General features: G+C 57.6%; 10 protein-coding genes. 4 read left to right on the forward strand and 6 right to left on the reverse strand.

The window, feature by feature from the left end:
* The first annotated feature begins 210 nt into the window (after positions 1 to 210).
* The gene (locus HCH49_RS14525) at positions 211 to 1,152 is read left to right on the forward strand and encodes a TIGR01212 family radical SAM protein (protein WP_101744690.1); all 942 of its coding nucleotides are present in this window, start codon (positions 211 to 213) and stop codon (positions 1,150 to 1,152) included.
* Here HCH49_RS14525 and HCH49_RS14530 read toward each other — a convergent pair.
* Positions 1,132 to 2,634, reverse strand: a complete 1,503-nt coding sequence (locus tag HCH49_RS14530) for a helicase HerA-like C-terminal domain-containing protein (protein WP_033146759.1) — start codon at positions 2,632 to 2,634, stop codon at positions 1,132 to 1,134. The two genes, HCH49_RS14525 and HCH49_RS14530, sit on opposite strands and share 21 nt — an antisense overlap.
* Positions 2,635 to 2,772: 138 nt before the next feature.
* Here HCH49_RS14530 and HCH49_RS14535 point away from each other — a divergent pair, with 138 nt between their 5' ends.
* A complete protein-coding gene (locus tag HCH49_RS14535) occupies positions 2,773 to 4,419 on the forward strand; it encodes a dihydroxyacetone kinase subunit DhaK (RefSeq protein ID WP_033146758.1) in 1,647 nt (548 codons plus the stop codon).
* Positions 4,420 to 4,511: 92 nt separating this feature from the next.
* Here HCH49_RS14535 and HCH49_RS14540 read toward each other — a convergent pair whose 3' ends face one another.
* The 5 genes from HCH49_RS14540 to pepA all read right to left on the reverse strand — a co-directional run bounded on the left by HCH49_RS14540 (position 4,512) and on the right by pepA (position 11,138).
* Positions 4,512 to 5,531: an NAD(P)-dependent alcohol dehydrogenase gene (locus tag HCH49_RS14540; protein WP_213730045.1), complete on the reverse strand. Its 1,020-nt coding sequence runs from the start codon at positions 5,529 to 5,531 to the stop codon at positions 4,512 to 4,514.
* Positions 5,532 to 5,614: 83 nt separating this feature from the next.
* Complete coding sequence (locus HCH49_RS14545; RefSeq protein ID WP_033146756.1) at positions 5,615 to 6,118, reverse strand: GNAT family N-acetyltransferase; 504 nt, start codon at positions 6,116 to 6,118, stop codon at positions 5,615 to 5,617.
* Between the two features lie 123 nt (positions 6,119 to 6,241).
* Positions 6,242 to 9,097 carry a valine--tRNA ligase gene (locus HCH49_RS14550; RefSeq protein WP_221702920.1) on the reverse strand — a complete coding sequence of 952 codons (2,856 nt, stop codon included), beginning with the start codon at positions 9,095 to 9,097 and terminating at the stop codon, positions 6,242 to 6,244.
* On the reverse strand, positions 9,097 to 9,540 hold the full coding sequence (gene holC, locus HCH49_RS14555) for a DNA polymerase III subunit chi (protein ID WP_008502815.1): 444 nt from the start codon (positions 9,538 to 9,540) through the stop codon (positions 9,097 to 9,099). The genes HCH49_RS14550 and holC overlap by 1 nt, the downstream gene beginning before the upstream one ends.
* Positions 9,541 to 9,626: 86 nt before the next feature.
* Positions 9,627 to 11,138 (reverse strand): leucyl aminopeptidase, encoded by a 1,512-nt coding sequence (pepA, locus tag HCH49_RS14560; protein WP_023309366.1) that lies wholly within the window; start codon positions 11,136 to 11,138, stop codon positions 9,627 to 9,629.
* A gap of 266 nt (positions 11,139 to 11,404) precedes the next feature.
* On the opposite strand from pepA, the gene lptF reads away from it, so the two are divergent.
* Both lptF and lptG read left to right on the forward strand, forming a co-directional pair.
* The gene (gene lptF, locus HCH49_RS14565) at positions 11,405 to 12,505 is read left to right on the forward strand and encodes an LPS export ABC transporter permease LptF (protein WP_024906345.1); all 1,101 of its coding nucleotides are present in this window, start codon (positions 11,405 to 11,407) and stop codon (positions 12,503 to 12,505) included.
* Positions 12,505 to 13,587: an LPS export ABC transporter permease LptG gene (lptG, locus tag HCH49_RS14570; RefSeq protein WP_024906346.1), complete on the forward strand. Its 1,083-nt coding sequence runs from the start codon at positions 12,505 to 12,507 to the stop codon at positions 13,585 to 13,587. Before lptF ends, lptG begins: the two co-directional genes overlap by 1 nt.
* Positions 13,588 to 13,666: the final 79 nt, after the last annotated feature.

Raw genomic sequence — 13,666 nt, forward strand, 5'->3', positions numbered from 1 at the left:
ACCCACTGTTTTTCAGTGGTGGCGCTATAAATGAAAAAAACAATCAGAACATAAGGAAAAGTAATCACGAATGGCGTGAATGAAATTGCAGTAATCCTGAGTATTTATTCATATAGATAAAGGCCGTCCGGGACGATTGATCCAGGTCATCGCCGACAGAGGCTAAAAGTGGCAGGCTTGTCCCCTTTCTCCGGGACGGTCTATCAGATTATGCAGTTACAGAAATTAGTCAATATGTTTGGTGGGGATCTTTTGCAGCGGTACGGGCAAAAGGTTCATAAGCTGACGCTGCACGGCGGGTTTAGCTGCCCGAATCGCGATGGCACCATCGGGCGCGGCGGCTGCACCTTCTGTAACGTTGCGTCCTTTGCTGACGAAGCCCAGCAGCATAAATCTATCGCTGAACAGCTTGCCCATCAGGCGAGCCTGGTGAACCGCGCGAAGCAGTATCTGGCCTATTTTCAGGCCTACACCAGCACGTGGGCGGAGGTGCAGGTGCTGCGCTCTATGTATCAGCAGGCCGTCAGCCAGGCTAACATCGTTGGGCTGTGCGTGGGCACGCGCCCGGACTGCGTACCGGACGCGGTGCTGGACCTGCTCAGCGAGTACAAAGAACAAGGCTACGAGATCTGGCTGGAGCTGGGCTTGCAGACCGCGCATGACAAAACCCTGCACCGTATTAACCGTGGCCATGATTTCGCCTGCTACCAGCGCACCACGCGCCTGGCCCGCGAGCGCGGGCTGAAGGTCTGCTCGCATCTGATTGTCGGCTTGCCGGGTGAAGGGCAGCAGCACGGCCTGGAGACGCTGGAAAAGGTGGTTGAAACCGGCGTGGACGGCATTAAGCTGCACCCGCTGCATATCGTTACGGGAAGCATTATGGCGAAAGCCTGGGAAGCCGGGCGGTTAAGCGGAATTGAGCTTGAAGACTATACGGTGACGGCGGGGGAGATGATTCGCCACACCCCGCCGGAAATCGTCTACCATCGCATCTCGGCCAGCGCCCGCCGTCCAACGCTTCTGGCACCGCTATGGTGTGAGAACCGCTGGACGGGGATGGTGGAAATCGACCGCTATCTGCAGGAGAACGGTGTGCAGGGTTCAGCGCTTGGCCGCCCGTGGGTTCCCCGTCTACCGGCGACGGCCGCCTAACAGACTTCCCAGCATGCCGCGCACTATCTGATTGGTGACCTGCCGCGCCGCGCTTTTCGCCATGGTCTGTACCACGCCGTCGCGCTTGCCGCCACGCGGCCCGGTGCTGCCGAACAGGATGTCTTTGAGCCCCCCGAGAATACCGTCATCCACGGCGACGGACTGTCCTTTAGCGGCAGGCGCATCCTGCGACTCCGTTGTCGCCTGCACCCCTTTTTGCAGCATCTCGAACGCGGACTCGCGATCAACCTCGTCTTCGTACTTTCCGTAAACCGGAGAGTGGTTAATCAGGCCGTTACGTTCATCGTCGGTAACGGGCCCCATGCGCGAGCAGGGCGCGATCACCATGGCGCGTTCCACCACGGACGGGCTGCCCTTCGCATCCAGGAACGAGATCAGCGCTTCACCGGTGCCTAACGCCTGAATCGCCGCTTCGGTATCAAAGGCAGGGTTGGCGCGCATGGTTTGCGCGGCGGCTTTCACCGCTTTCTGATCCTTCGGCGTAAAGGCGCGCAGGGCGTGCTGCACGCGGTTACCGAGCTGGCCGAGAACGTTATCCGGAATGTCCGATGGGTTTTGCGAGACAAACCAGACGCCAACGCCTTTGGAGCGGATCAGGCGAATGACCTGTTCAATCTTATCCAGCAAGACCTGCGGCGCGTCGTTAAACAGCAGGTGCGCTTCGTCGAAGAAGAAGACCAGCTTCGGTTTTTCCAGATCGCCCGCTTCGGGTAACTGTTCGTACAGTTCGGAGAGCATCCACAGCAGGCTGGCGGCGTAGAGCTTTGGCATCTGGTAGAGCTTCTCGGAGCTCAGAATGTTGATGATGCCTTTGCCGCTGCTGTCGGTGCGCATCCAGTCTTTGATATCCAGCATCGGCTCGCCGAAGAAGTGCTCGGCGCCCTGTTGCTCCAGCGTCAGTAACCCGCGCTGAATGGCACCCACCGAGGCGCTGCTGATATTGCCGTACTGGTTCTGGAAGGATTTGGCGTTATCGCCGATGTACTGGGTAATGGCGCGCAGATCTTTGAAATCAAGCAGCAGCAGCCCCTGATCGTCGGCAATGCGGAAGATAATATTCAGCACGCCGGACTGCACGTCGTTGAGGTTAAGCAGACGGGCCAGCAGCAGCGGGCCGAGATCGGAGACGGTAGCGCGCACCGGGTGGCCTTTCTCACCAAAGATATCCCACACTACCACCGGATTGTTATGCGGCGTCCAGTCCGTGATGCCAATATTCTTCAGCCGTTCGAGCAGTTTCTCAGAGGCCGTACCTTCCTGAGCCACACCGGTTAAATCGCCTTTCACGTCAGCCATAAAGACCGGTACGCCAATCTCCGAAAGCGACTCCGCCAGCTTTTGCAGGGTGACGGTTTTCCCCGTCCCGGTCGCTCCGGTGATGAGACCGTGGCGGTTCGCCATCGAGGGCAGTAAATACAGCTCTTTTTCCAGCGTCCTGGCAATTAACAATGGTGTACTCATGATGCGCTTCCTCTCTTTGTCCTGGGGGGAGTATAGGCAATCTGGCCGCAATTTGGTTGAGTAAATTCCTGACTTTGCGGCGCATTATCCAGCGCGGACTATGCTTTTGCATACGGTTCACAAAAATAGTGGGAAACGATGTCCAGATTCTTCTTTAACGATCGCAAACAGCTGGTCAACGATGCCATTGAAGGCATACTGCTTTCTGCGCCACACGCAAACCTCGTCAAACTTGATATCGATCCGGCCATCAGGATCGTCGCACGCGGCGACTGGGACAAAAGCCGCGTGGCGGTGATCTCCGGCGGCGGCTCAGGCCACGAACCCGCGCACGCCGGGTTTGTTGGCAAAGGGATGCTGACGGCGGCAGTGTGTGGCGATCTGTTTGCCTCGCCGAGCGTGGATGCGGTGCTGAACGCCATTGTGGCGGTCACGGGCGATCGCGGCTGTCTGCTGATCGTCAAAAACTACACCGGCGATCGCCTGAACTTTGGTCTGGCGGCAGAAAAGGCCAAACGCTACGGCCTGAAGGTGGAGATGGCGATCGTGGCGGACGATATCGCGCTGCCGGATAACAAACAGCCGCGCGGTATTGCCGGTACGGCACTGGTGCACAAGATTGCGGGCTATGCGGCGGAGCACGGTAAATCGCTAAGCGAGGTGCGGGATATTGCGCAACAGGCCTGCGATAACCTCTGGAGCCTGGGCGTTGCGATGCAAACGTGCAACCTGCCGGGCAGCGACGAGGAAGAGGGGCGCATTAAGCAGGGCCATGTCGAGCTGGGGCTGGGCATTCACGGCGAGCCCGGTGCTTCCGTCGTGGATACGCAGAACAGTAAAGCCATTATCGACACGCTGGTGACACCGTTACGCGCGCAGGCGGGAGAAGGGCGGTTTGCGGTATTGATTAACAATCTCGGCGGCGTATCGGCGCTGGAGATGGCGCTGCTGACCAAAGAGCTGGCGCATTCGGCGCTGAAAGAGGAGATCGCGTACCTGATAGGCCCCGCGCCGCTGGTGAGCGCGCTGGACATGAAGGGCTTTTCGCTCACGCTGCTGAAGCTTAATGACTTCTTTGAAAAGGCGATTCACGCCGAGGTCGAAACGCTGGGCTGGCAGAAGCCCGTGGCGTTTGCGCCACTGCGCACCGTGGCGCATACCGCCATTCACGATCGCGTGGAATACACTCCGTCGGACAATCTGCGGGTGGGCGAGTATGTCTCCTCGGTGACGAAAACGCTGCTCCAGCTGGAAAACCGACTGAACGCGCTGGATGCCAAAGTGGGCGACGGCGATACCGGCTCCACTTTTGCGCAAGGGGCGCGGGATATTGCGCAGCGTCTGGAGGATCGCAAGCTCCCGCTTGATAACGTATCGACGCTGCTGTTGCTGGTGGGCGAGCGGCTGGCGACGGTGATGGGCGGATCGAGCGGGGTGCTGATGTCGATCTTCTTCACCGCGGCCGGGCAAAAGCTTCACGATGGTCAGCCGCTGCCCGAGGCATTGCTCAGCGGGCTGGCGCAGATGAAGCAGTACGGTGGGGCAGATCTCGGCGATCGTACCCTGATCGACGCGCTGCAACCGGCGCTTGAAGCATTGAAGAATGGCGATCTTCAGGCAGCGGCGCAGGCCGCACAGCACGGTGCCGAAGCAACGGCGAAAATGGCGAAAGCCGGCGCGGGACGTTCATCGTATGTGAATAAAGAGAATCTGGATGGGGTAATGGATCCCGGTGCGGTCGCGGTGGCTGAGGTGTTTAAGGCCATGGTAGATGCAAAACGGTAACGATCGTTACCGTTTTTAGTGTGTGCGCCCTCTCCCTGTGGGAGAGGGTTGGGGTGAGGGCATCAGGCCGCACATTCCCCGCCAATGTCACATCAAAAATCCGCTTTCAACACCACGCGGTAGCGGGCTTTGCCGTCACGCACGTGCTGGATCGCTTCGTTGATTTTCGACATCGGATACAGTTCGGTGGTCGGCGCCACTTTGGTGCGTCCGGCAAACTTCATCAGCTTGCGCAACTCAAACGGCGTACCGGTCGCGGAGCCTGACACGCTGCGATCCCCGCCGATCAGGGTAAACGCCGGAACCGGCAGCGGCTTCATTACGGCACCTACGGTATGGAAGTTACCGCCGTAGGCCAGCGCCTCAAAGTACGGCTGCCAGTTGAGATCGACGTTAACGGTGTTGATGATCAGGTCAAACTGCCCAGCCAGCGCGTTCAGCGCATCAGGATCGCGGCTGTTAACGACTTTATCCGCACCCATCGCCAGCACTTCTTTCTCTTTCGCCGGGTTCGAGCTAAACGCCGTGACTTCACAGCCCATCGCGTGCAGCAGCTTGATGGCGATATGGCCCAGACCGCCAATACCGATGACGCCCACGCGGCTGGTGGCGGTGATATGGTGCATCAGCAGGGGTTTGAAGACGGTGATACCGCCGCACAGCAGCGGACCGGCGGATTCGATATCAATGCCGTCCGGCAGCGGGATGACCCATTGCCAGTCGGCGCGCAGCTTATCGGCAAAACCGCCCTTGTTCAGAATGGTGGGAACGGCGCCTTCGAGGCAGTTGATCTGATTGCCGCTGATACAGGCATCGCAGTGGCCGCAGCTGCGTGCCGTCCAGCCAATGCCCACGCGCTGGCCCACTTTCAGCCCTTTGTCCTGCGCGGCGCTACCGAGCGCCACGACGCGGCCAATGACTTCGTGCCCGGCAACCAGCGGATAGCTCGAGAAGCCCCATTCGTTGTCGATCATCGAGAGATCCGAGTGGCAGATCCCGCAGTAATCAACCTGTACTTCGACGTCTTCTGCTTTTAGTTCGCCCGCATCGTACTCGTACAGCTCAAGTTCTGCACCCGCCTGCGGTGCGGCGTAGCTTTTTATCTTCGACATCGTGTTTCCCCCGTTGTGGTGTGAACTGAGAGTGTAGAGCATTCAGTTTACAGCCGCTTAACAGAAGAGGGCAGGAACGAAAGTTACAGACTTTTCAGCATCCTGACTTCGCAATCAACGTGGCCGGTACAGCCCAGCGGCGCATCGATATGCTCAAAGCCCAGATGTTCATACAGGCCGATGGCCTCTTTGAGGAAAGCGGTTGTTTCAAGGTAGCAGCGGGTAAAACCCTGCTTGCGCGCGTGGTCCAGCGCCATCAGCGCCAGCTTTTTCGCCAGCCCTTGCCCGCGCGCCGTTGGCAGAAAATACATTTTCTGCAGCTCACAGATATCCGGCTCGCTGCAGCTGAGGGGCGCCACGCCGCCGCCGCCCACAACCTGACCGTTCAGCTCGATTACCCAGTAGGCATGCCCTGGCTGGCTGTAGAGCTGGTAAAGCTCGTCCAGGTTCGGGTCGGCAACCGTGTAGCCTTTGTCAGCCGTCAGGCCATATTCGGCAGAAACGGTGCGGATAACGGCGGCGATTGCCGGGTTATCCTGCTCAGCGATCCGGCGCATCGTCGTCGCGACGGGGGTAATCACGCTCATAGCATTACTCATTACAAAAATTGACACATAACTGCTGTTAATAGCACCGCAGAAAGGGGAGTGCAAGCGAGGAGTTTTCAGGAAGGATACCCCTTACGCCCTGAAGCGTAAGGGGTAAAAGCATTACAGGGCTGCGATAACCGCCTGCTGCTCGATCAGCTTGGTCTTCGCATCGGCGAAGGCAACCAGACGCTCGCGCTCTTTCGCGATGACCGCTTCCGGCGCGCGGGCGACAAAGCCTTCGTTCGCCAGCTTGCTTTCGATTTTGCCAATTTCCACGTCGACTTTTGCCACTTCTTTCGCCAGACGAGCCAGCTCGGCGTCTTTGTCGATCAGGCCCGCCATTGGGATCAGCAGCTCGGCGCCGTCGATGATTTTTGTCACGGAAACCGGACCTTTGTCATCCGCAGGCAGCACGGTGATGCTTTCCAGACGCGCCATGGTTTTCAGGAAGGTGTTGTTCTCGGTGACGCGACGAACGGCCGCCTCGCTGCAGCCACGCAGCAGCAGCTCCAGCGGTTTGCCTGGGGCGATGTTCATTTCAGCACGGATGTTACGTACCGCAACGATCGCCTGTTTCAGCCACTCGGTATCCGCGGACGCCGCTTCATCAACCTTGGCCGCATCGAATTCCGGGAACGGCTGCAGCATGATGGTATCGGCGTTGATGCCTGCAATCACCTTCACGCGCTGCCAGATGGTTTCGGTGATGAATGGAATGACCGGATGCGCCAGGCGCAGCAGACCTTCCAGAACGGTAATCAGCGTATTGCGCGTGCCGCGCAGCTCCGCCTCAGTGCCGCCGTTCATCACCGGCTTCGCCAGCTCCAGATACCAGTCGCAGAACTGGTTCCAGGTGAATTCATACAGGATGCCCGCCGCGATATCGAAGCGGTAGCTGTCCAGCGCCTCGCGGAACGCTTTCACCGTCTGGTTGAATTCCGCCAGGATCCAGCGGTCTGCCAGAGACAGCGTCATCTCGCCGCCGTTGAAGCCGCAATCCTGATCTTCGGTATTCATCAGCACGAAGCGGCTGGCGTTCCACAGCTTGTTACAGAAGTTACGGTAACCTTCCAGACGCTTCATGTCCCAGTTGATGTCACGACCGGTTGAGGCCAGTGCCGCCAGGGTGAAGCGCAGGGCGTCGGTACCGTGAGACTCGATCCCGTTCGGGAACTGCTTCTCGGTACGCTTGCGGATTTTCTCAGCCAGCTGCGGCTGCATCATGTTGCCGGTACGTTTTTCCAGCAGATCTTCCAGAGAGATACCGTCAACCATGTCCAGCGGGTCAATAACGTTACCCTTGGACTTGGACATTTTCTGGCCTTCGTCGTCGCGGATCAGACCGGTCATGTAGACGGTATGGAACGGAACCTGCGGCTTGCCGTCTTCGTCTTTGATGAAGTGCATGGTCATCATGATCATGCGGGCAATCCAGAAGAAGATAATGTCGAAGCCGGACACCATCACGCTGGTTGGGTGGAACTGACGCAGCGCGTCGGTGTTTTCTGGCCAGCCGAGGGTGGAGAAGGTCCACAGCGCGGAGGAGAACCAGGTGTCCAGCACGTCTTCGTCCTGACGCAGCGCAACGTTCGCGCTCAGGTTGTTTTCCTGACGAACTTCGTCTTCGCTACGGCCAACGTAAACGTTGCCTTCGTTGTCGTACCACGCCGGAATACGGTGACCCCACCACAGCTGACGGGAGATACACCAGTCCTGAATGTCGCGCATCCAGGAGAAGTACATGTTTTCGTACTGCTTCGGCACGAACTGAATGCTGCCGTTTTCAACCGCTTCGACAGCCGGTTTCGCCAGCACGTCGGCACGCACGTACCACTGGTCGGTCAGCATTGGCTCGATAACCACGCCGCCACGGTCGCCGTACGGCACGGTCAGATCGTGAGGTTTGATCTCTTCCAGCAGGCCGAGCGCGTCAACGGCAGCCACGATGGCTTTACGCGCGGCAAAACGCTCCAGCTTCTGGAACTCAGCCGGGATGTCGCTGGAGTAAACGTCGGATTCGTTGCCTTTGGTGTCGTACACTTCTGCGCTTTCGCGGATATCGCCGTCGAAGGTAAGAATGTTGATCATCGGCAGGGCGTGACGACGGCCGACTTCATAGTCGTTGAAGTCGTGCGCAGGGGTGATTTTTACGCAGCCGGTGCCTTTTTCCATGTCGGCGTGTTCGTCGCCCACAATCGGAATACGGCGGTTTACCAGCGGCAGCACCACGAATTTGCCGATCAGATCTTTATAACGCGGATCTTCCGGGTTAACGGCCACGCCGGTATCGCCCAGCAGGGTTTCCGGACGGGTCGTTGCGACCACCAGGTAATCTTTGCCGTCGGCGGTTTTTGCGCCATCGGCCAGCGGATAGCGGATGTGCCACATGGAGCCTTTAGACTCGCGGTTTTCCACTTCCAGGTCAGAGATGGCGGTGCGCAGTTTTGGATCCCAGTTTACCAGGCGTTTGCCGCGGTAAATCAGGTCTTCTTTGTACAGGCGGACGAAGACTTCTTTAACGGCGTTGGACAGGCCTTCGTCCATGGTGAAGCGCTCGCGCTCCCAGTCCACGGAGTTGCCGAGACGGCGCATCTGACGGGTAATGGTGCCGCCGGATTCCGCCTTCCACTGCCAGATTTTGTCGATGAACGCGTCGCGACCGTAGTCGTGGCGGGTTTTTCCTTCTTCAGCGGCAATTTTACGCTCAACCACCATCTGGGTCGCGATACCCGCGTGGTCAGTCCCCGCCTGCCACAGGGTGTTTTTACCCTGCATACGCTGATAGCGGATCATGGTGTCCATGATGGTCTGCTGGAAAGCATGACCCATATGCAAACTGCCGGTGACGTTCGGCGGCGGGATCATGATGCAGAAGGACTCTTTGCTTTCGTCGCCGTTAGGCTTGAAATAGCCCTGCTGTTCCCAGTGCTCGTAAAGCGGCTGTTCGATATCGCGTGGGTTATATGTCTTTTCCATTATTTCCAGGTTGCCGTATTCAGGTTAAAACCAGCCAGGCGGTACGCTTTATAGCGTTCGCGCGCCAGTTGTTTTAAAGATTCTTCGTAAGGGACAAAGTCTACCACTTCTGTGAAAGCGGTGGCAAAATCTGCAAAATCTATCCGCAGGCTAATCAGAATATCGCGCGCGCTGCTGTTGCGCTTTTGCGGCCAGGCAATTTCAACCGGTGCTCCACCGCGCGGGCCTTCGCCCGACAGGTTGTGCGGCACAAAACTCTCCGGCGGGCGCGCCCACAGCGCTTCATCCAGGCGAATCGCCTGCTGTTCATCTTCACAGGCAATCAGAACGCGTTTACCTGCGCGCCAACGTTCTGCGGCAATTTCACACACCAGCTGTTCTACGGCGCTGAGGCCATCCTGATGGGTGTCGTTGTCCAGAAGGTAGAACGTTGCATTCTTCATATATGGGGCTTCTTGTGCTCACTTTAAATGCTTAAGCCGGGTGGCGGCTTCGCCTTACCCGGCCTACGGTTTACTGCCGTTTTGACTTACTCGTCGCCGTTAAAACCTGCGCGGTTCAGCAGGAACTGCGACAGCAGCGCCACTGGACGGCCGGTTGCGCCTTTGGCTTTACCGGAGCGCCATGCGGTGCCCGCGATATCCAGGTGTGCCCAGTTGTACTTGCGGGTGAAGCGTGCCAGGAAGCAGCCCGCGGTGATCGCCCCGCCAGGACGTCCGCCAATGTTCGCCATATCCGCAAAGTTAGACTCCAGCTGATCCTGATACTCGTCACCCAGCGGCAGACGCCATGCGCGGTCCCCGGCCTGCTCTGAGGCACCAATAAGCTCGTGCGCCAGAGGATTGTGGTTCGACATCAGGCCGGTGATATGGTGACCCAGCGCAATCACACAGGCTCCGGTGAGGGTAGCGACGTCAATCACCGCTTCCGGCTCGAAGCGCTCAACATAGGTCAGCACGTCACACAGCACCAGACGGCCTTCGGCGTCGGTGTTCAGCACTTCAACGGTCTGGCCGGACATGGTGGTCAGAACGTCACCCGGACGATAGGCGCGCCCGCCAGGCATGTTTTCGCAGCCCGCCAGTACGCCGATCACGTTGATAGGCAACTGCAGTTCCGCGACCATGCGCATCACGCCGTAAACCGCCGCCGCACCGCACATGTCGTATTTCATCTCATCCATGCCTTCGGCAGGCTTGATGGAGATACCGCCGGAATCGAAGGTCAGGCCTTTACCGACGAGCACAATCGGGCGCGCGTCTTCGGACGGATTGCCTTTGTACTCGATGACGGACATCAGGGATTCGTTCTGCGAGCCGTTACCGACCGCAAGGTAAGAGTGCATCCCCAGCTCTTTCATCTGCTGTTCGCCGATGACGCGGGTAATGACGTTTTTGCTGTAGGCGTCGGCCAGCTGACGTGCCTGAGAGGCCAGGTACGCCGCGTTACAGATATTAGGCGGCATGTTGCCGAGATCTTTGGCCGCTTTAATGCCGGCCGCGATCGCCAGACCGTGCTGGATCGCGCGTTCGCCGCTGGTCAACTCGCGACGGGTTGGCACGTTAAAGACCATTTTACGCAGCGGACGACGCGGCTCGCTTTTATTGGTCTTCAGCTGATCGAAGCTGTACAGGCTCTCTTTTGCCGTTTCAACCGCCTGACGCACTTTCCAGTAGGTGTTACGCCCTTTAACGTGCAGCTCCGTCAGGAAGCAGACGGCTTCCATTGAGCCGGTATCATTCAGCGTATTGATTGTTTTCTGAATCACCTGCTTATACTGACGTTCATCAAGCTCGCGTTCTTTGCCGCAGCCAATCAGCAGAATACGTTCTGACAGCACGTTCGGAACATGGTGCAGTAACAGCGTCTGCCCAGGTTTGCCTTCCAGTTCGCCACGGCGCAGCAGGGCGCTAATATAGCCGTCACTGATTTTATCGAGTTGCTCGGCGATCGGGGAGAGTCGGCGTGGTTCAAAGACGCCCACAACGATGCAGGCACTCCGCTGTTTCTCCGGGCTACCGCTTTTTACACTGAACTCCATGCACTACGCTCCTGAATCTTAAAGACAACGGCGGCAGCTACGGATAGAATTGAAACCTTTCGTAACTCATGTCCGCTGTTGTGGTGACTTCGTGTTAATCTTACGTTACTACGGTTTCGACACGTCAGAAAAAGTCCTGAAGCGTGAATCCGCCGGATGTTTTAATCTTAGCGATGATTTCGACGACTCAAGAGAATAAATGACGTTTAAGCCATGAAACAAGCGATTTTCCAGCAAAGAGACGGGTTTTTACGGGCGTATTTAAAGTGATAATCATAAGATATCTGGTGCGGGAGACGCTCAAAAGCCAACTGGCGATTCTCTTCATCCTGCTGCTGATTTTTTTCTGTCAGAAGCTGGTTAAGATCCTCGGTGCGGCCGTTGACGGCGAAATTCCAACAAATCTGGTGCTTTCCCTGCTTGGTTTAGGGATCCCGGAAATGGCGCAGCTCATCCTGCCGCTAAGTCTTTTCCTTGGCCTGCTCATGACGCTTGGGAAACTCTACACCGAGAGTGAAATCACGGTGATGCATGCCTGTGGCCTGAGCAAAGCGGTACTGGTGAAAGCGGCCATGATACTGGCGCTGTTCACGGGTATTGTCGCGGCGGTGAATGTGATGTGGGCGGGTCCCATGTCTTCCCGTCATCAGGACGAAGTGCTGGCCGAAGCGAAAGCCAACCCCGGCATGGCAGCCTTAGCCCAGGGGCAATTCCAGCAGGCGACCGACGGCAACTCCGTGCTGTTCATTGAGAGCGTTGACGGCAGTAAATTCAACGACGTATTCCTGGCGCAGTTACGTCCCAAAGGTAACGCGCGTCCTTCCGTGGTGGTTGCAGACTCCGGTCAGCTTGCTCAGCGCAAAGATGGTTCTCAGATCGTGACGCTGAACAAAGGCACCCGTTTCGAAGGCACAGCCATGCTGCGCGACTTCCGTATTACGGATTTCCAGAACTATCAGGCCATTATCGGCCATCAGGCGGTGGCGCTCGATCCAACGGATACCGAGCAAATGGACATGCGTACCCTGTGGAATACCGATACCGACAGAGCGCGTGCTGAGTTCCACTGGCGTATTACTCTTGTATTCACCGTGTTTATGATGGCGCTGATTGTCGTTCCGCTGAGCGTGGTGAACCCGCGCCAGGGCCGCGTGCTCTCTATGCTGCCGGCGATGCTGCTTTACCTGATCTATTTCCTGCTGCAAACCTCGATTCGTTCTAACGGCGCGAAGGGTAAGCTGGACCCTATGGTCTGGACATGGTTCGTCAACAGCCTGTACATCTTACTGGCGCTGGGATTAAACCTGTGGGATACGGTGCCTGTGCGCCGCATACGTGCCCGATTCTCGCGTAAAGGAGCCATCTAATGCAGGCGTTTGGCGTTCTTGATCGCTATATCGGTAAAACCATTTTTACCACCATCATGATGACGTTGTTCATGCTGGTGTCGCTCTCCGGCATTATCAAATTTGTCGATCAGCTGAAAAAAGCCGGCCAGGGGAGCTATGACGCGATGGGCGCGGGGATGTATACCCTGCTCAGCGTGCCGAAAGATGTACAGATCTTCTTCCCGATGGCGGCCCTGCTGGGCGCGCTGCTGGGGCTGGGGATGCTGGCGCAGCGCAGTGAGCTGGTCGTTATGCAGGCCTCGGGCTTTACCCGCATGCAGGTTGCGCTGTCGGTAATGAAAACCGCGATCCCACTGGTGCTGTTGACCATGGCGATTGGCGAGTGGGTCGCGCCGCAGGGTGAACAGATGGCGCGTAACTACCGTGCGCAGGCCATGTACGGCGGCTCGCTGCTCTCGACCCAACAAGGTTTATGGGCGAAAGACGGTAAAAACTTCGTCTACATCGAACGGGTGAAGGGGAATGATGAGCTGGGTGGGGTGAGCATCTATGCTTTCGATGACCAGCGCCGTCTGGAGTCAGTCCGCCACGCCTCTTCGGCGAAATTTGACGCCGAACATAAACAGTGGCGTTTGTCCCAGGTTGATGAGTCTAACCTGACCGATCCGAAACAGATTACGGGTTCTCAGACGGTAACCGGTACGTGGAAAACCAACCTGACGCCCGATAAGCTCGGTGTTGTGGCGCTGGATCCTGACGCGCTCTCCATCAGCGGTTTGCACAACTATGTGAAATACCTGAAGTCGAGCGGGCAGGACGCCGGACGTTACCAGCTCAACATGTGGAGCAAGATCTTCCAGCCGATGTCCGTGGCGGTGATGATGCTGATGGCGCTGTCGTTTATCTTCGGCCCGTTACGCAGCGTGCCGATGGGCGTGCGCGTCGTGACCGGTATCAGTTTCGGCTTTGTGTTCTACGTGCTCGATCAGATCTTCGGTCCGCTAACGCTGGTTTATGGCATTCCGCCGATAATTGGTGCGCTGCTGCCAAGCGCCAGTTTCCTCCTGATCAGCCTCTGGCTGCTGTTGAAACGCTCCTGATTGACCTCTCCTCGCTTCCGGTTAACCGGGAGCGAGGCTAATCTCCTGTTTCACCCCGCACTTTTTCTCACAACCTTCA

Source organism: Enterobacter sp. Y17 (assembly GCF_019730495.1).
GTDB classification, from domain to species: Bacteria; Pseudomonadota; Gammaproteobacteria; order Enterobacterales; family Enterobacteriaceae; genus Enterobacter; species Enterobacter asburiae_B.

Coding starts and splice junctions, on each gene's coding strand:
- lptG (WP_024906346.1), top strand. CDS start 12,505: ATGCAGGCGTTTGGCGTTCTTGATCGCTATATCGGTAAAACCATTTTT.
- holC (WP_008502815.1), bottom strand. CDS start 9,540: ATGAAGAATGCAACGTTCTACCTTCTGGACAACGACACCCATCAGGAT.
- HCH49_RS14525 (WP_101744690.1), top strand. CDS start 211: ATGCAGTTACAGAAATTAGTCAATATGTTTGGTGGGGATCTTTTGCAG.
- HCH49_RS14535 (WP_033146758.1), top strand. CDS start 2,773: ATGTCCAGATTCTTCTTTAACGATCGCAAACAGCTGGTCAACGATGCC.
- HCH49_RS14550 (WP_221702920.1), bottom strand. CDS start 9,097: ATGGAAAAGACATATAACCCACGCGATATCGAACAGCCGCTTTACGAG.
- HCH49_RS14545 (WP_033146756.1), bottom strand. CDS start 6,118: ATGAGCGTGATTACCCCCGTCGCGACGACGATGCGCCGGATCGCTGAG.
- pepA (WP_023309366.1), bottom strand. CDS start 11,138: ATGGAGTTCAGTGTAAAAAGCGGTAGCCCGGAGAAACAGCGGAGTGCC.
- HCH49_RS14540 (WP_213730045.1), bottom strand. CDS start 5,531: ATGTCGAAGATAAAAAGCTACGCCGCACCGCAGGCGGGTGCAGAACTT.
- HCH49_RS14530 (WP_033146759.1), bottom strand. CDS start 2,634: ATGAGTACACCATTGTTAATTGCCAGGACGCTGGAAAAAGAGCTGTAT.